The 17958-nt window shown below is 71.7% G+C and carries 14 protein-coding genes; 9 read left to right on the forward strand and 5 right to left on the reverse strand.

Annotation, left to right across the window (positions count from 1 at the left end; translation table 11 throughout):
* The first annotated feature begins 28 nt into the window (after positions 1 to 28).
* The 4 genes from ACH4SI_RS23825 to gndA all read left to right on the forward strand — a co-directional run bounded on the left by ACH4SI_RS23825 (position 29) and on the right by gndA (position 5565).
* On the forward strand, positions 29 to 1516 hold the full coding sequence (locus ACH4SI_RS23825; protein ID WP_398298707.1) for an NUDIX domain-containing protein: 1488 nt from the start codon (positions 29 to 31) through the stop codon (positions 1514 to 1516).
* Complete coding sequence (locus ACH4SI_RS23830) at positions 1513 to 2781, forward strand: protein-L-isoaspartate O-methyltransferase (RefSeq protein WP_398298709.1); 1269 nt, start codon at positions 1513 to 1515, stop codon at positions 2779 to 2781. Before ACH4SI_RS23825 ends, ACH4SI_RS23830 begins: the two co-directional genes overlap by 4 nt.
* Positions 2778 to 3908 carry an NUDIX domain-containing protein gene (locus ACH4SI_RS23835; RefSeq protein WP_398298711.1) on the forward strand — a complete coding sequence of 377 codons (1131 nt, stop codon included), beginning with the start codon at positions 2778 to 2780 and terminating at the stop codon, positions 3906 to 3908. Before ACH4SI_RS23830 ends, ACH4SI_RS23835 begins: the two co-directional genes overlap by 4 nt.
* A gap of 202 nt (positions 3909 to 4110) precedes the next feature.
* Entirely contained in the window at positions 4111 to 5565 is a 1455-nt protein-coding gene (gene gndA / locus ACH4SI_RS23840) for an NADP-dependent phosphogluconate dehydrogenase (RefSeq protein ID WP_398298713.1), read from the forward strand.
* A gap of 49 nt (positions 5566 to 5614) precedes the next feature.
* On the opposite strand, the gene ACH4SI_RS23845 is transcribed toward gndA, so the two are convergent.
* Both ACH4SI_RS23845 and ACH4SI_RS23850 read right to left on the reverse strand, forming a co-directional pair.
* Positions 5615 to 6997, reverse strand: a complete 1383-nt coding sequence (locus tag ACH4SI_RS23845; RefSeq protein ID WP_398298715.1) for an MFS transporter — start codon at positions 6995 to 6997, stop codon at positions 5615 to 5617.
* 77 nt (positions 6998 to 7074) lie between these two features.
* Entirely contained in the window at positions 7075 to 8226 is a 1152-nt protein-coding gene (locus ACH4SI_RS23850; RefSeq protein WP_398298717.1) for an XdhC family protein, read from the reverse strand.
* A gap of 50 nt (positions 8227 to 8276) precedes the next feature.
* On the opposite strand from ACH4SI_RS23850, the gene ACH4SI_RS23855 reads away from it, so the two are divergent.
* The 5 genes from ACH4SI_RS23855 to ACH4SI_RS23875 all read left to right on the forward strand — a co-directional run bounded on the left by ACH4SI_RS23855 (position 8277) and on the right by ACH4SI_RS23875 (position 13765).
* On the forward strand, positions 8277 to 8873 hold the full coding sequence (locus ACH4SI_RS23855) for a (2Fe-2S)-binding protein (RefSeq protein WP_398298719.1): 597 nt from the start codon (positions 8277 to 8279) through the stop codon (positions 8871 to 8873).
* Positions 8870 to 9871 (forward strand): FAD binding domain-containing protein, encoded by a 1002-nt coding sequence (locus ACH4SI_RS23860; RefSeq protein WP_398298721.1) that lies wholly within the window; start codon positions 8870 to 8872, stop codon positions 9869 to 9871. The genes ACH4SI_RS23855 and ACH4SI_RS23860 overlap by 4 nt, the downstream gene beginning before the upstream one ends.
* The gene (locus ACH4SI_RS23865; RefSeq protein WP_398298723.1) at positions 9868 to 12042 is read left to right on the forward strand and encodes a xanthine dehydrogenase family protein molybdopterin-binding subunit; all 2175 of its coding nucleotides are present in this window, start codon (positions 9868 to 9870) and stop codon (positions 12040 to 12042) included. The genes ACH4SI_RS23860 and ACH4SI_RS23865 overlap by 4 nt, the downstream gene beginning before the upstream one ends.
* Before the next feature lie 10 nt (positions 12043 to 12052).
* Positions 12053 to 12673: a TetR/AcrR family transcriptional regulator gene (locus tag ACH4SI_RS23870; RefSeq protein WP_398298726.1), complete on the forward strand. Its 621-nt coding sequence runs from the start codon at positions 12053 to 12055 to the stop codon at positions 12671 to 12673.
* A gap of 267 nt (positions 12674 to 12940) precedes the next feature.
* Positions 12941 to 13765, forward strand: coding sequence for a lysozyme (locus tag ACH4SI_RS23875; protein WP_398298728.1), 825 nt, complete (start codon positions 12941 to 12943; stop codon positions 13763 to 13765).
* Positions 13766 to 13802: 37 nt separating this feature from the next.
* Here ACH4SI_RS23875 and ACH4SI_RS23880 read toward each other — a convergent pair whose 3' ends face one another.
* From ACH4SI_RS23880 to ACH4SI_RS23890, 3 genes are all read right to left on the reverse strand, one after another.
* Entirely contained in the window at positions 13803 to 14405 is a 603-nt protein-coding gene (locus tag ACH4SI_RS23880; RefSeq protein WP_398298730.1) for an extensin, read from the reverse strand.
* Between the two features lie 123 nt (positions 14406 to 14528).
* Positions 14529 to 15779: an acyltransferase family protein gene (locus ACH4SI_RS23885; RefSeq protein WP_398298732.1), complete on the reverse strand. Its 1251-nt coding sequence runs from the start codon at positions 15777 to 15779 to the stop codon at positions 14529 to 14531.
* Entirely contained in the window at positions 15776 to 17770 is a 1995-nt protein-coding gene (locus ACH4SI_RS23890) for a glycosyltransferase (RefSeq protein ID WP_398298818.1), read from the reverse strand. Before ACH4SI_RS23890 ends, ACH4SI_RS23885 begins: the two co-directional genes overlap by 4 nt.
* Between the last annotated feature and the right edge of the window lie 188 nt (positions 17771 to 17958).

Genomic DNA, 17958 nt, shown 5'->3' on the forward strand with positions numbered 1-17958 from the left:
CACACCCCCGAACACCCGAGGTGATGACGTGCCGCCCACCCGCTCCCACATCCGTGCGGCCACCGAGGCGTACCTCACCCGGCATCCGCGTGAGCGAGAGGGCCTGGCAGGGCTGCTGGCCGTCCTCGACGGCCCCGCCGACCCGTCCAGCCGTGCCACTCTGCCCGGCCACGTCACTTGTAGCGCGGTCGTCATCGACCGGGATCGACGCGTGCTGCACCTCGGCCACAAGGTATCGGGGCAACTCCTCGCGTCAGGCGGCCACATCGAAGGATCTGATCGGAGCCTCCTGGCCGCGGCCCTGCGGGAAGTGTCCGGGGAAACCGGAATCCACAGCGGACACCTGTGCCTGACCCCGCAGTTCCTCGGCGCGCCGATCGACATCGACGTCCACCACATCGACGCCGATCCGGCCAAAGGCGAGCCTGCCCACGAGCACTACGACTTCCGCTTCGCCTTCTACCTGACAACCGAGCAGCGACGGCCGCTTGCGCGCCAGGACCAGGGGGTCCGCGACGCCCAGTGGCTTCCGTTCTCCGACGTCAGATCGCCGAGGCTGCGCGCCAAACTCCTGGAGGCCGAAGTTCACGGCCTCGACGGGCGGCCCGAGCCCGTCAACGCGTCCGTTCTGATCCACGACGGTCAGGGCCGCTACCTGCTCCACTTGCGCGACAACGTGCCGGGCATCTTGGAGCCGGGGGTATTCGCCCTCCTTGGTGGAGGCCGCGAGATGGGCGACCGATGCCTGGAGGCGACCTTGCGGCGGGAGCTCGCCGAGGAGGCCCCCGGCCTGAAGCCCACGAACCTCACGCCGTACGCCGTGGAGGAGGCGACGAGCGTCGACGGCCTCGCGGTGCCCATTCAGGTCTACGCGGGCCTCTGGAGCGGCGACCCCGACACGGTGGACCTGCAAGAGGGCGTGCTGCTGCGATGGGTCACTCCAAACGTACTGGACCGTTTGTGCCTGAGCCCGGGAACCGGCGACCTGATCCGCCGGCACGCGGCCCAGTACTCGGCGGCCGACAGCGCGCCGGACGGCGTGCGTCCGCTGCGCCACGAGGCACCGGAGGGGACCGAACTGCACATCGTCGGTGTCCACCTGTACCTCCAGGACGAGCGCGGGCGGATCCTCCTTGGTCTGCGCCACCCCGACTCGGCGTACGCGGGGAACACGTGGCACTTCCTGGCCGGGCACTGCGAGCGGGAAGCCGCGATCAGCTGTCTGGTGCGGGAGGCCGAGGAGGAGGCCGGGCTGATCATCGAGCCCGGCGCGATCGAGCTGGTGCACGTGGTTCACCTCGTCGACTCGCCGGGCGCGCGGCCGCGGATCGGGCTCGTCTTCCGGGCCCACTCCTGGTCGGGTACCCCGGAGCTGCTGGAGCCCGACCGATGCGTGGAGTGGCGGTGGTGGAGACCGCAGGATCTCCCGGCCGAGGTCGTGCCGTACGCCCGCCAGGCGATCGACGGGATCCTCGCCGGGCGCCGGTACTCGGAAATGGGCTGGGGTCGGCGATGAGCACCATGAACACGGGCCCCGCACCGGCCGGCGGGGCGACGGAGCGACCGGTCCACGACACGGCGGTGGATCCGGCTGCCGCGCGGGCGGCGATGGTCGCTCGCCTGGAGGCGACGGGTGCGCTGGGGCCGGGTCCTGTCCGCGACGCCCTGCTGGTGCTGCCCCGCGAGGTGCTGCTGCCGCAGGCATACGTACGGCGCAGCGCCCCTGGCGAGACGCCGTGGTGGGACCTGTTGGACTGGGCGGCGCCACAGGACCGCCCCGAGCTGTTGGAGTCGCTGTACGGCGGGGACAGTGTGCTCGTCCAACACGACGGGGAGCCGCTCCTCGGCCGGGTGCGCGGGTCACGGTCGGGGGCGTCGATCACGTCGATGTCCACCGTGATGAGCGTGACCGCCACGCTCCTGGAGGAGCTGGATCTTCGACCCGGTCAGCGAGTGCTGGACGTCGGCACCGGTGCGGGGGTGACCGCCGCGGTGGCCTGCCAGGTCTGCGGCGACCAGGGGGTGGTCACCCTCGACCGTGACCACCACCTCACCGACGCGGCCGCGGTACGGCTGGCCGGCCTCGGCTTCCGGCCGCAGGTGGTGTGCGGGCCGGGAGAACAGGGCTGCCCAGGCCCGGCGTTCGACCGGATCTTCGTGTCGTACACGGCCGAGTGCGTGCCGGCAGCCCTCGTGAAGCAGCTCGCCCCCGGCGGCAAGCTGCTCGCCCACGTGACGACCGCGTCCCCGTCGTGGCCCGCTCTCGCCGTCGTCGAACGCACCGCAGACGGGCGGCTCCAAGCGGAGCTGTGGGCCGTGGAGTTCGCCCACCGGGCCGGGCACGGCATGGAGCGGATTTTCCTCACCGAGGAGTTCCGGCAGCGCATCGCCACAGCGCCGGGTACGCGGACGCACCGGAGCACGCTGGCCCCGCCTGCGGACACCGATCGGGGCCTGTGGCTGGCGGCCGACCATCTCCTCGGTGGTGGCCTGGTACGGGACTTCGGCGCCGAGCATCTGGTGATCGGGGCGCCCAGCTGCGGATCGTGGCTGCGCGTGGAGCCGGTGGCCCACCGAGACTGGACGGTCATCACCCACGGACCGCGCGACATCTGGCAGGAGATCCAGGCTCTCGCCGGGCGGTGGCGGGCAGCAGGCTCTCCCGACCGTTACCACCTTTCCCTTGATCCGGACGGTGGGCAGCGGGCCGCATCGCAACGCGGCCGCCTGTCCTGGGAGCTTCCCGTCCCCCGCCCGACCGATGAGGGAGCCGCCTCGTGACCTATCCCGACCTACCCCTTCCAAGCCCCGCGCCGGAGCAGGCGACTTCGCTCGCGGCCTCGGCCACCGACGCGGTCGGGCCGCCGGCTACCGTCGGGCGGACGCCGGTCCGCGCAGCCACCACGGTGGAGAAAGGGCGTCCGACTCCGCAAGCGGTGTTCGGCGCGTGTGCGGTCGTCACCGATGCCACCAGGCGCGTGCTGCTCGGGCGTTCCACCCGGGGCATGTGGGAGCTGCCCGGCGGTCGGATCGAGACCGGTGAGTCGGCCCAGGCAGCGGCCGTACGGGAACTGGCCGAGGAGACCGGTCTGAAAGCCGCCCTCGACGACGCGCACCTGCTGACGATCCTCCACGACGACCGCGCCGACGTCCGCCGCATCTCTGCCGTGGTCCGCGTCACCGCCTGGACCGGCGACTTGGCCCTGCCCGAGCCGCACCGCTTCACCCGGTGGGAGTGGCACGACCCGCACACCCTGGCCGGTCTGGGACCGATCTTCGCCCCATCTGCGCAAGCGCTGGAGGCGGTGTGGCCAGGCGTGCTGCCTGGCCTGCCGCCGGTGCACTCCTACCCGCACGCCATGCCCCCTTCAGCGGTGGACGGCGAGCCGCCCGAGGCAGTCCGGCTGCGCAACCAGCCGGCCGACTCCGTCCCCGCGACGGACCGTTCGGCAGCAGACGCGGCACCGGCCCTCGACTCGACGGATCCGACACCTTCGGTGCGGACAGGACGCTGCGAGTGCGGTCACATCACCTACGAGGTGGCCGGCATCCCGGACGATCCGCACCTGTGCTCGTGCCGTCACGAGAAACGCCTGTCCGGCGGGCCCGCTGTGCTGTGGGTCGGTTTCCCGAAGACCACGCTGACCTGGACCGGACCAGGCGGCGAGCCCACCTGGTACGCGGCCTGGCCCACGCTGCGCCGCGGCTTCTGCCCCCGCTGCGGAAGCCACCTGATCTCCAGCGCCGACGGCTCGGACATGGCCATGGTGACCGGCTTCAGCCTCGACGACCGCAGCGGCACTGATCCTGTCGGGCACTCCTTCCGCGAGGAAGCCGTGCCGTGGATGACCATCGCCCTCGCCCCCGATCCGCAGGCCCAGCGGCACACCCGTCGCCCACCTTGTTGATACACCACAAACCGGCGCCCTTCCCGGGCCGGGAAAAAGTGACACACTCCGGCCGGTTTCTTCGGACACACATCCCTGCGTCGAGCACATCGTGTAACTATGACCGGGCGATACCCGGCTGACCGAGAGGGAGGATCCCCATCCCCTCACCGTTGCCGCCTCGCATAAGTTTTCGATGCGCGTGACAGGAGTGGAACACCGTATGCCCAGCCCTTCCGCCAACCAGCCCACCGCCCAGATCGGCGTCACCGGGCTCGCCGTCATGGGCAGCAACCTCGCCCGCAACTTCGCCCGGCACGGGCACACGGTCGCCGTCCACAACCGCTCGTCCGCCAAGACCAAGGCGCTGATCGAGGAGCACGGCCACGAGGGGAGCTTCGTCGCCACCGAGACCGCCGCGGAGTTCGTGGCCGCGCTGCAGCGGCCGCGGCGGCTGGTCATCATGGTCAAGGCCGGCGCGCCCACCGACGCCGTCATCGAGGAGTTCGCACCCCTCCTCGAAGAGGGCGACGTGATCATCGACGGGGGCAACGCCCACTTCGACGACACCCGGCGCCGGGAGAAGTCCCTGCGCGAGCGCGGGCTGCACTTCGTGGGCACCGGCATCTCCGGCGGTGAGGAGGGCGCGCTCAACGGGCCGAGCATCATGCCCGGCGGTTCGGTGGAATCCTACAAGTCGCTCGGCCCGCTGCTGGAAAGCATCTCCGCCAAGGTGGACGGCACCCCGTGCTGCACCCACATCGGTCCGGACGGCGCCGGACACTTCGTGAAGATGGTGCACAACGGCATCGAGTACGCGGACATGCAGCTCATCGCGGAGTCGTACGACCTGCTGCGGCGCGCGCTGGGGCTCACGCCGGGCGAGATCGCGGAGGTGTTCCGCACCTGGAACGGCGGCCGGCTGGAGTCGTACCTGATCGAGATCACCGCCGAGGTGCTGGCGCACACCGACGCCGCGACCGGCAAGCCGTTCGTGGACGTGGTGCAGGACCAGGCCGAGCAGAAGGGCACCGGCCGCTGGACCGTCCAGACCGCGCTGGACCTGGGCGTGCCGGTGAGCGGCATCGCCGAGGCGGTGTTCGCCCGCTCGCTGTCGGGCCACGCCGATGTGCGGGACGCTTCGCAGGGGCTGCCCGGGCCCGCCGCCAAGCAGCTCACGGGTGAGGCGGCGGAGCGGTTCGCCGATGAGGTCGAGCAGGCGCTGTACGCGTCGAAGATCGTGGCGTACGCGCAGGGCATCCACCAGATCGAGGCGGGCAGCCAGGAGTACGGCTGGGACATCGACGCGGGTGCGGTGGCCCGGATCTGGCGCGGCGGCTGCATCATCCGGGCCCGCTTCCTGAACCGGATCACCGAGGCGTACGGCAAGGAGAACAAGCCGGTCACGCTGCTGGCCGACGACTACTTCGCGCAGGCGCTGGGCGAAGCACAGGACGCATGGCGGCGGGTGGTGTCCACCTCCGTCGAGCTGGGCGTGCCCGCGCCCGGCTTCTCGGCGGCGCTGGCGTACTACGACGCGCTGCGCTCGGAGCGGCTGCCCGCCGCGCTGGTGCAGGGGCAGCGGGACTTCTTCGGCGCGCACACCTACCGGCGCACCGACCGCGACGGCTCGTTCCACACCCTCTGGGGCCAGGACCGCAGCGAGCGCGAGGCCTGAGGCCGGGGCCCGGGTGCGCGCCTGCCCGCAGGCGCGCACCCGGGGGCCGTCAGGGCGTGTAGCGCCGGAAGCCGGGTACCGCGACGGCCAGGCCGAGCATCAGCACGGCGACCAGCAGCCCGCCCGCGGTGACCGCCGTGCGGGGTCCGAGGAGGGAGCCCGCCGTGCCGTGCAGCAGATCGGCGATGCGCGGGCCGCCCGCCACCACGACGGTGAACACGCCCTGCATCCGGCCGCGCATGTCGTCGGTGGCCGCGGACTGGAGGATCGCACCGCGGAAGACCATGGACACCATGTCGGCCACGCCCGCGGCGGCGAGGAACACGGCCGCCCACCACAAGCTGGAGCTGAGGCCGACGCCGCTGATGGCCACGCCCCAGGCCACCACGGCGACGATGACCATGAGGCCGTGGCGGCGGGCCCGGGAGAAGGTGCCCGAGAGCAGGCCGCCGGCCACCGCCCCGAGCGGGATCGCGGCGAAGAGCAGGCCGAGCGCGAAGCCCTCGCCCCAGGGCGCGTAGGTGTGCGAGGCGAGTTGGGGGAAGAGCGCCCGGGGCATGCCGAAGACCATGGCGATGATGTCCGCGAGGAAGGACAGCAACAGCACCCGGTGGGCGGTGATGTAGCGGAAGCCGTCGGCCACGTCGCGCCATCCGGCCCGTGGCCCGCCTCCCCCGCTTTCCTTGAGGGGCGGCAGCGCGGGAAGCCGCCAGACGGCCCACAGGGTGACGCAGAGCGCGACGGCGTCGGCCAGGTAGAGGGCGGGCAGGCCGACGACGGGGATCAGCGCGCCCGCCATCAGCGGGCCGACGATCATGCCGGTCTGGGCGACGGTGGACTGCAGGGCGCCCGCGGCGGGCAGCTCGTGGGCGGGGACGAGCCGGGCGATGGAGGCGTTGCGGGCCGGGGAGTTCATGCCGAAGAACCCCTGCTGGGCTGCGAGCAGCACGATCAGCAGCGGCACGGAGTCGAGACCGGCGAAGGACTGCGCCCAGAACAGCAGCGAGGTGACGGCGATCCCCGCGTTGGTGACCAGCATCAGGGTGCGCCGGTCCATCCGGTCGGCCACCACACCGCCCCACAGCGCGAACACCACGAGCGGCAGGAGTCCCGCGAAGCTCGCGTAACCGACCCAGGCCGAGGATCCGGTGATGTCGTAGATCTGCTTGGGTACGGCGACGGCGGTCAGCTGACTGCCGACGGCGGTGACCGTGGTGGACGTCCACAACCGGCGGAAGGGGCGGTGGCGCAGCGGCCTGGTGTCCATGACCCAGCGGCGCCAGCCGGTCTTCGGCGGGGCGGCCGTACGGTCGGCCGGCTCGGTGGCCGTGTCGTCGGCCCGCTCGGTGGCCGGGTCGTCGGCCCGCTCGGTGGCCGGGTCGTCCTGGCGTGGTTCTCCGGCCTCGTCGTCGGTATTGCGCGCGGTTTCCACGGCTGTTGGGGTCTCCTCCCGTTCCCACGGCGGTCGGGACCATGATGGCGGTCCGCGGGCGGACAGGTGTTCCCGTCTCAGCCCTCGGCCGCCGGGCGCACCGCCTGGGGCCGGTGGATGCGGCCGGTCAGCGAGGTCAGCCGGGCGCCGCTGCCGTCCCAGCGGTCGGCGATGATCTCGGCGGCGATGCTGACCGCGGTCTCCTCGGGGGTACGGGCGCCGAGGTCCAGGCCGATCGGGGAGGCGAGCCGGGCCAGCCGGTCCTCGCCGATCCCGGTGTCGCGCAGTCGGCGCAGCCGGTCCTCGTGGGTGCGGCGGGATCCCATGGCTCCGACGTACGCCAGCGGCAGGCGCAGCGCCTCCTCCAGCAGCGGCACATCGAACTTGGGGTCGTGGGTGAGGACGCAGACCACGGTCCGCTCGTCCACCCGGCCCGCCTCGGCCTCGGTGCGCAGATAGCGGTGCGGCCAGTCGGCCACCACCTCGTGGGCCTCGGGGAAGCGGCGCTTCGTGGCGAAGACGGGCCGCGCGTCGCAGACGGTGACGTGGTAGCCGAGGTACGTGCCGATGCGAGCCATGGCCGCCGCGAAGTCCACGGCGCCGAAGACGAGCATTCGGGGCGGTGTGGCGTGCACCGAGACGAACAGGGTCAGCTCCTCGTCGGTGCGGACGCCGTCGTAGCCGTAGCTGAGGGTGCCGGTGCGCCCGCCCGCCAGCAGTCCGCGCGCGTCCTCGGCGACCGCCGCGTCCAGCCGTTCCGAGCCCAGGGAGCCGGTGGCGATGTCCGGACGGACGATCAGCCGCCGGCCGAGCCGCCCGGCCGGGTCGGGGCCGTCGACCGCCACGCAGATGACCTCGGCCACCGGCTCACCCTCGCGCACCGCCGCGGCCACGTCGTCGTATTCGGGGAAGGCGGCGCGGTCGACGCGCTCCACGAAGACGTCGATGACTCCCCCGCAGGTCAGGCCGACCGCGAAGGCGTCGTCATCGCTGACCCCGTACCGTTCGAGGACCGGTGTGCCGCTTGTCGTGACCTCCTGGGCCAGTTCGTAGACCGCGCCCTCGACACACCCCCCGGAGACGCTGCCGACAGCCGAGCCGTCCGGCCCGACCAGCATGCTCGTGCCCGGTGGCAGCGGTGAGGAGTGCCAGGTGGCGACCACCGTGGCCCGGGCGAAGGGCTCGCCGGCGCGCCACCATCGGTGCATCTCCGCTTCGACGTCTCGCATGGAAATCCCTTCCCCTCGCCACGAATGTAAGAGGTTGATACATTCAATGTATGAGCCTCTCACATCGCTCTCCCAGTAGCGACATCACCTTGCGGATCAATGGCACGACCCACGGCTTGACCATCGACAACCGGACGACGCTGCTCGATGTGCTGCGCGAGAGGGTTGGTCTCACGGGCACCAAGAAGGGCTGTGACCACGGGCAATGCGGCGCCTGCACGGTGCTGATGGACGGCGGGCGAGTGAACAGCTGCCTGATGTTCGCGGTGGCGGCCGAGGGGCGGGAGATCGTCTCGATCGAGGGGGTGGCGGATCTCGCGGACGGCGCGGGGCTGCACCCGGTGCAGCAGGCGTTCCTCGACCATGACGGTCTCCAGTGCGGCTACTGCACCCCGGGTCAGATCTGTTCGGCGATCGGCGCGCTCGGCGAGGCGCGGCGCGGCTGGCCGAGCCATGTCACCGAGGACACCGCCGCCGGTGTGCCGGGCGCCGCGGAGCTGGACGAGGCGGAGGTGCGCGAGCGCATGAGCGGCAACCTGTGCCGCTGCGGCGCCTACGGCGGGATCGTGGACGCCGTCATGGAGGCGGCCGGTGCCGAGGGCGTCGAGGGCGCCCGGCCCGCGAGCGCTGCGGGAGGCGTGCGATGAAGGAGTTCGCTTACGCCCGCGTGGGCGACGCCGCCGAGGCGACAGCGCTGATGGCCGAGCATCCCGACGCCACGTATCTGGGCGGCGGGACCAATCTCGTGGACCTGATGAAGCTCGGGGTGGCGGGCCCGGGGCTGCTCGTCGACGTGTCCCGGCTGCCGTACGACCGGATCGAGCACCGCGACGACGGTTCGGTGCTGATCGGCGCCACCGTACGGAACGGCGATCTGGCGGGCGACCCGGGAATCCGGGAGCGCTTCCCGCTGCTGGCGCAGGCGCTGCTGGCGGGCGCGTCCGGGCAGCTGCGCACGGTGGCCACGGTGGGCGGCAATCTGCTGCAGCGCACCCGCTGCGTGTACTTCCAGGACGTGTCCAAGCCGTGCAACAAGCGCGAGCCCGGGTCGGGTTGTCCGGCCATCGGGGGCGCGCACCGCGATCTGGCCGTGCTGGGCACCTCCGACCACTGCGTGGCGTCCCACCCCTCCGACATGGCGGTGGCGCTCGTCGCGCTGGACGCGGTGGCGCATCTGCGGTCGGTGGACGGCGCGACGCGCACCGTCCCGGTGGCGGAGCTGTACCGGCTCCCCGGCGACACCCCGCACGAGGAGACCGTGCTCGGCCACGGCGACCTCATCACCGCCGTCGAGCTGCCTCCGTCGCCGGGTGGCGCGGCCATGCGGTACCGCAAGGTGCGCGACCGCTGGTCGTATGCGTTCGCGCTGGTGAGCGTGGCGGCCTCGGTGTCCGTCGCGGACGACGGCACGCTCGCGGACGTGCGGATCGCCCTCGGCGGAGTGGCGCCGCGCCCGTGGCGCGCCCGGATCACCGAGGAGCGGCTGCGCGGGCGGCAGCCGGACGAGGAGACGCTGCGCGAGGCGGCCCGGGCCGAATTGGCCGAGGCGCGCCCGCTGCCGGACAACGCGTTCAAGGTGGACCTGGCCACCGATCTCATCGTCGCGGTCATCCGCGATCTCGTCGCGAGGAAGGACCGCGCATGACCACCGCGACCACCACCCGGCAGACCGTCGGCACGCCGATGACGAGGGTCGACGGCCTCGACAAGGTCACCGGCGCGGCGACTTACGCGTATGAGTTCCCGACGCCGGACGTCGGCTATGTGTGGCCGGTGCAGGCCACCATCGCCCGTGGCCGGGTGACGGAGGTCGACGGCGCTCCGGCGCTGGCCCGGCCCGGTGTGCTGGCGGTGCTGGACTCCGGCAACGCCCCGCGGCTGAACACGGAGGCGCCGGCGAGCCCCGATCTGTTCGTGCTGCAGTCCCCCGAGGTGGCGTACCACGGCCAGATAGTGGCCGCGGTGGTGGCCACGTCGCTGGAGGCGGCGCGCGAGGGCGCGGCGGCGGTGCGGGTGAGCTACGAGCAGGAGCCGCACGATGTGGTGCTGCGCTTCGACGACGAACGGGCCCATGTCGCCGAGAAGGTGACGGACGGCAGCCCCGGGTTCGCCGAACGAGGCGACACCGAAGGCGCGCTGGCGGCCGCGCCGGTGCGGACCGAGGCCATGTACACCACCCCGGTCGAGCACACCAGCCCGATGGAGCCGCATGCCACCATCGCCGCCTGGGACGAGGACCGGCTGACGCTGCACAACTCCGACCAGGGACCGTTCATGTCCTCCCAGCTGCTGGCGGCGGTGTTCGGACTCGAAGAGGGCGCGGTGGAGGTCATCGCGCAGTACATCGGCGGCGGTTTCGGCTCCAAGGGCATTCCGCGCTCCCCCGCCGTGCTGGCGGCACTCGCCGCGAAGCACCTCGGCCGTCCGGTGAAGATCGCGCTGACCCGGCAGCAGATGTTCCAGCTGATCCCCTACCGGGCGCCCACCATCCAGCGGATCCGGCTGGGTGCCGAGCGCGACGGACGGCTGACCGCGATCGACCACGAGGTGGTGCAGCAGCGCTCCGCGATGGTGGAGTTCGCGGACCAGACGGGGAGCTCGACGCGGATGATGTACGGGGCGCCCCACGTCCGTACGACGGTGAAGACGGCGCCGCTCGATGTGCTGACCCCGGCGTGGTTCCGCGCGCCCGGCCACACGCCGGGTATGTTCGCGCTGGAGTCGGCCATGGACGAGCTGGCCACCGAGCTGGAGATCGACCCCGTCGAGCTGCGGATCCGCAATGACACCGGTGTGGATCCCGACAGCGGCAAGCCCTTCAGCAGCCGCGGTCTGGCGGCGTGTCTGCGGGAGGGCGCGGCGCGCTTCGGCTGGGCGCTGCGCGACCCGAAGCCCGGCATCCGGCGCGAGGGGCGGTGGCTGGTGGGCACCGGCGTCGCCTCCGCGCACCACCCGGACTACGTGTTCCCCTCCTCGGCGACGGCTCGGGCCGAGGCCGACGGGACGTTCACGGTACGGGTCGGCGCCGTCGACATCGGGACGGGCGGGCGCACCGCGCTGACCCAACTGGCGGCGGACGCCCTCGGCGTCCCGGTCGAGCGGCTGCGGCTGGAGATCGGACGGGCCTCGCTCGGCCCGGCACCCTTCGCGGGCGGCTCACTGGGAACGGCGTCCTGGGGCTGGGCGGTGGACAAGGCGTGCCGTGCGCTGCTGACGGAGCTGGACAACCGCGGTGGCGCCGTCCCGGACGGGGGCCTGGAGGTACGGGCCGACACCACCGAGGACATGGAGTTGCGGGCGTCGCTCTCCCGCCACTCGTTCGGCGCCCACTTCGCGCAGGTCCGGGTGGACACCGACACCGGCGAGATCCGTGTCGACCGGATGCTGGGCGTGTTCGCCGCGGGGCGGATCGTCAATCCGAAGACGGCCCGTTCGCAGTTCCTGGGCGCCATGACGATGGGTCTGTCGATGGCGCTGCTGGAGATCGGCGAGGTCGATCCGGTCTTCGGCGACTTCGCCAACCACGACTTCGCGGGCTACCACGTGGCGGCCAACGCGGACGTCCCGAAGCTGGAGGCGGTCTGGCTGGACGAGCGGGACGACACCCCCAATCCGGTGCGCGGCAAAGGCATCGGCGAGCTGGGCATCGTGGGCGCGGCGGCGGCGATCACCAACGCCTTCCACCACGCGACGGGACAGCGTGTGCGGGATCTGCCGATCCGCGTGGAGCGCTCGCGCGAGGCTCTGGGGGCGGCGCGCGCCGAGGCCCGGAAGGGTGGGCCGGGGGCGGCGGAGCAGGGGAAATCGGTCGGGTAGGGTCGCCCGGATGGCACCCACCTGCAAGGGGCGCGCCACGTACCACCACGGCGATCTCGCCGCCGCGCTGGTGCGGGTGACGCTGGAGATCGTCGACGAGGTCGGGGTGCGCGGTTTCTCCGTCGCGGAGGCCGCGCGCCGCACCCGCGTCAGTCCCGGCGCGCCCTACCGCCACTTCGCCGACCGCGACGCGCTGCTGGCGGCCGCCGCGCTGGAGGTCTCGCGGCGGCTGCGGGCCGGCTATCTGGAGGCCGTGGCCACGGTCGAGTCACCGCAGGAGCGGCTGGCCACCATGGCGGGCAGTGTCGTGCGCGCGGCCGCCCGCTTCCGGGGCGGGTACGAACTCCTCTACGCCCCCGATGTGCGCACCGCCTGCCCCGAGGTGCTGACGGCCAAGCGGGAGTTCGTGGATCTGCTGCTGCCGAGCGCTTTCGAGGTGGTGGCGGAGGGGCGCGGGGCGGCGGTGGCGCTGCTGGAGGCGTTGCAGGCGCTGGCCCGTGGGTACGCCACGCTGCTGCTCGACGGCGTGTTCGGCGACCCGGACGAGGTGGTGGAGGATGTCGCCGCCCGGGCGACGCGGTCGGCGCGGGCCCTGGTGGCGGGCTATTCCACCACTCCGGCGGACGGCTGATTTTCCCCCAAATTCCCTGCGGGGGGCGGAAATTCAAGGTTTTCCGCTGTATGGCCGACCAAACCGTCGGCGGTGACGGCGGCAACCACGGCGTGGACCTGTGGAATTTCCCAAACCTCTTCCATACGTTTCATCTACGCGCGTACCTTCGGTGCGGACTGCTCTCCCCACGGAGCACCAATTCCGGAGGAACAGATGTCCTTAAAGGCCGGGAAGGGGCGACACCGGGCTCCCTCGCGCTGGCGCTCGCCGTATGCCATCAGCGGTTTGGCGGCCGCGGTCGGCGCCACCGCGCTCGCCACGCTCGTGCCCGCGATGGCGTCGACGACCGTCAATGGCACCGGCTCCGCCCCCAGCCGCACCCTGTCCTCGCCCGTCCCGCACCCCGAGCGGGACTGGATGGGCTCGACCCTCTCCGCGCACGAGAAGGCCGCCCCGAAGGCGGCCCCGGCGGCACCCGACGCCGCCACGGTGGAAGGCGTGGACGTCAGCAACCACCAGGGCTCGGTCAACTGGACATCCCTCTGGAACAAGAACGTCCGGTTCGCCTACGTCAAGGCCACCGAGAGCACGACGTACAAGAACCCCGCCTTCTCCTCGCAATACAACGGTGCCTTCAAGAAAGGCATGATCCGCGGCGCGTACCACTTCGCCCTGCCGAACAAGTCCGGCGGCGCCAAGCAGGCGGACTTCTTCGTGCGCAACGGCGGCGCCTGGTCGGACGACGGCAAGACACTGCCGCCCGTGCTGGACATGGAATACAACCCGTACGGCGGGCCCTGCTACGGCAAGACGAAGGCACAGATGGTCGGCTGGATCAAGGACTTCAGCGACCGGGTCAAGTCCCTCACCGGCCGCGACCCGGTGATCTACACGACCACCGGCTGGTGGAAATCCTGCACCGGCAACAGCGGCGCCTTCGCCTCGAAGAACCCGCTGTGGGTAGCGCGCTATGCCGCCACTCCGGGGGCGCTGCCGGCGGGGTGGAAGACGCACACCATTTGGCAGTACACCTCCACGGGGGCCGTGGTGGGTGACCACAACCGCTTCAACGGCAGCCTGACCGCGCTGAAGGCGCTGGCCAAGGGGTGACCGCCCGCCCCACTCCGGGGCGGGGTGCGGGAGCGGGTCAGCCGCCGAGTGCGCCGCTCAGACCGCCGACCACACCGTCCAGCGTGTTGCCGATGCCGTCCACCACGCCGCCGACCACACCCTTCCCCTGGCCGCCGCCGTTCCCCGGCTGCGGCGACTCGCTGGGCTGCCCGCTCGGGGTGCCGGGAGTGGACGGGTCGTCGCTGGGCGTCCGGGCGGGCGACGAGGGGGCGGTGGGAGTCTGGTCGCCGCGCTGGGTGGGCGAGGTGGCCACATCGGTGTGCGCGGGCGTGGAGGGCGTCGCGGCCGGGGTGTGCGACGGGGTGGCCGCCCCGGAGGGCTCCGTACCGCCGCCGCCCGAACCGTCCGTGTGGTCGCTCTGATCCGGGAGCGGCCGGGGCTTCGCGGACTCGGATGGCGAAATATGGCTGCCCGTGGGCTTGTCATCGGCCGTGGGATCGATGTCCGGAATCTTCCCCTGATGCGCACCCACGTCGGAACGGGCCTCGGTGGACTTGTCGCCCCCGACCGAGGAGTGCAGACCGAAGGCTATGGTCCCGGCCACGCCGAGGGCGGTGACTGCCTTGAGCGAGTTGGCTCGGGCCAACTGGGCAGGGGTGGGACGGCTGTGTCGGCCCATATCGCTGATGTCTCCCCGTTATGACGTCAAGAACAAGCCAGATGATATCCACGGGGTCCCCGGTGTGCGAAGAGCCGCACACCGGGGACAATCCATGAAACTCCGGCACTTACGGTGGCACAGCTACCGCGCCACTTCCGGATAGAAGTCCCGCGACTGCCCCTTGGCGTCCTTCAGCCGACCGAGCAGGCTCGCCGGGTACTCGATGACCCAGTAGCTCACCACCGCCGCGGCCACCGCCACCACCAGCACGATCAGCACGGCGAACGGGAAGCCCTCCTGCCCGGCGGGCGGCAGCAGTCCGGCCTTGTAGAGGCCGAGCATGATGGGCTCGTGCCAGACGAAGAGGCTGTAGCTGGCCAGTCCGATCGCGGTGAGCCACCGGGCCTGCAGCCACGCTTCCCACCGCCCCTGTTTCCGCACGTGGAGGGTGGCGAACAGCAGCACGGTCCACAGCAGGGCGGAGAGCGGATGGTAAAAGGTGGTGGCGAAGTCCTCGGGATCCGCGCTGAGCAGCGACAGCACGTACAGGGCCACGAGCGGCGCCACCCGCAGCGCGATCGTCACCTTCGGGCCGAGCCGTCCGCGGTCGCCGAGGGCGACGGTCAGCACCGCGAGGCCCATGCCCGCCGCGAAACCGCCGAAGCGGGCCTGCGGCCCGAAGTACACCGGCCATTCGGTGTGCGGCACCTCGAACCCGTAGTGCGCGACGGCGATCCAGACCATCGGCCCGATGTACAACAGCGCACATCCGGCGGCGCACACCGCCACCCGCACGGCGCGGCGGCTCAGCCGCCCGCAGGCGCGGGCGGCCAGCGGGCCGATCGCGACAAGGGCGAGATAGAACATGATCTCCAGCGACAGCGACCACGTGGGGCCGATGGTGTAGAAGATCTGCTCCTTGTCGAACACCTGAGTGAAGGTGAGATGCCGGAGCAGGTCCGGCCAGTCTCCGGGCAGCGACGGATTGCGGGTCGCCCAGATGAACAGGATGGCGAGGAAGTACAGCGGCACGATGCGGATGGCGCGCCGGAAGAGGAACACCCGGGCGGGCTTGGTCGAGCCGCCGTCGATCGCGGCCCGCGCGTACGACAGGGTCAGCAGATACGCGGACAGCACGAAGAAGAAGTCGATGGGCTCGAGCGAGACGAGCGCGTTCGCATAAGGGTTGGCCACCGGCGGATGGGAGCCGTTCGCGTCGTACGTGAAGTACTGCTGCCACACGTGGAAGACGACCGTGGCCATCGCGGCGAGTCCCCGGTAGCCCTGGATCTCACCGTTGCGGCGGCGGCCGGTCGCGGCCCGCGGCGGCTTCACCGTGGTGGCCGCGGCGGGGTGGCTGTGGTTGTTGTTGACCGTGGACAGGGAGCTCATGCGCGGGGCACCGCCTTGCCGCCGCCGGACCTCGGGGTGACCCGCCATCGGTGGTCCCGCAGCACCTCCTTGAGCAGCGCCTGACGGGCCACGATGTTCTTGAAGTGGCTGTAGAAGAAGGTGGACACGAACAGATACCGCCAGAACCACGCCCTGCGGCGGCGCAGTTCAGGTATCGCCAGCCGCCAGGCGAACAGCGCCTGCACCACTCCGGCGGAGAGCGTGAACAGCGTGGCCAGCAGGCAGAGCGGCACCGCCCAGTCGAGTTCGCCGGGGCCGCCCGCGCGCCAGGCCGCGTACAGCAGGACGGGCAGGATCTGCAGGGTCAGCCAGGGCTGCACCTCACGCCAGCCGAGGAGGACGAACAGCCCCGCCTTCTGGCGGAAGGTGAAGTCCGGGGAGCGCATCGCCCGCCACAGGTACCTGAGCGAGACCTGTAGCCAGCCCTGCGCCCAGCGCGACCGCTGGTTCCACAGCGACTTGAGGGTGGTCGGAGCCAGCTCACGGGAGACGAGCGTGCGGTCGGTGGCGATTGTGGCGCCCTCGTGGAGGGCGCGCATGGTGGCGTCGATGTCCTCGGTGAGCATCGAGCCGTGCATCCGGGTCCGGGCGAGCAGATCGGTGCGCCAGAAGCCGTTGGACCCGCCGAAGACGCCGAACGTGTAGAGCCGGGTGCGGCCGGGGTGGCTGACGGCGTAGATGGCCTCGAACTCCACGCCCACCAGCTTGGCGACCCAGGAGCTGTCACCGTTGCGGATCACGCAGTGGCCCTGGACGACGTCGTAACCATGGGAGAGCCAGTGCCAGGCGTGCCGGAAGGAGTCGGGGGCCGGGTGGTGGTCGGCATCGAAGATGCCCACCATGTCGCCGCGCACCCGGGTGACGGCGGCGTTGATGTTCTGCGCCTTGGAGGTGGATCCCGCCACCGGCAGCAGCACCAGGCGCGGATCGCGGCGGGCCATTTCCCGGAGGGTTTCCTCGACGGGCATCGGATGCGGGGTGTTGTAGGCGAGCACGATTTCGAGCTCGTTGGGGTAGTCCAGCCGCAGGAACGATTCGACGGTGTCGACGATGGTCGCGGCCTCATTGGGGAGATAGGCGGCGATGACGGCGCTGGCCGGTGGATACGGCTGTGCGGGCCGCTCGGGGCGGGACATGGCGTCGAGCGAGAAGAGGCATTCCAGCACGATGAGCACCGCGGAGACGATGAGGCCGCCGACCACCACCCAGTAGGCGGCCGACCCGACGTCCCAGCCCAGTTCGTACGTCTGCTGGTAGAACACGAAGGGGATGGCGACGCCGAGCACGAGGACGAATAAGGGCGAGAGGGCCGAGAGCAGGGCCTGCACCGCCACGGTGACGCGGCGTCGTCCGCGGGGCGTGCCGCGCATCCATGCCGCGTACTTGACCGGGCGCAGATCCCGGTGGCGGATGGACTCGGCCACCGCGTCCCGGGCCTGGTCCACTGCCTGGTGACGGTCGGGGCAGTCGGTGAGCGGGGTCCAGCCGATGGCGGGGGTCAGCCGGACGTTCTCGTCGGCGACGACGAAGCGGGTGCCGGCCACGGTGTTCGCGAACTGCTGCAGACTGCGTCGCGCGGTGTCCTCGTCGACGCCCGGCATCAGCATCAGCAGCCGGCCGTCGTCGTCCCAGCCGAGCCGGTCGCACACGCCGCCCAGCTTCTCCGCCACGCCGGCCAGCCGCTCGGCGACCTCGCGGCGCACCCGGGGCCCCAACCGGGCCTCCAGCGCGGCCATCTCGGCGACGCCGACCATGGCCACGACGCCACCGCTGCGACTGTCGTCGACGCGCTTGAGTTCCCGGTCGAGTTCGCCCAGGAAGTGCGGCTGGGAGTAGAGGCCGGTACGCGGGTCCAGTAACAGGTTCTCGACCGGCACCGGGACCCGGCGCAGCTTGGCCTCGATGCGGGCGGACAGTTCGAGCGGGTCGGAGGTGTCCGGTATACAGTCGTCGGCGCCGCCGCGCAGCATGTCGGCGACGCCGGTGGGCCCGGGGTCCGTGGTGACCATGAGCAGGGGCAGTGCCCGCCCGGCGGGGGCGGCACGGACCTCGCGGATCACCTCCAGTCCGTCATGGCTGCCGTCGAGGGCGACGATCGCGTCGGGCGGGGTCTGCCGGAGCTGCTTGTCGACTTCGCCGGGCCGGGCGTGGCTCACCT

The organism is Streptomyces sp. NPDC021212 (assembly GCF_044332925.1).
In the GTDB taxonomy this organism is placed as follows: domain Bacteria; phylum Actinomycetota; class Actinomycetes; order Streptomycetales; family Streptomycetaceae; genus Streptomyces.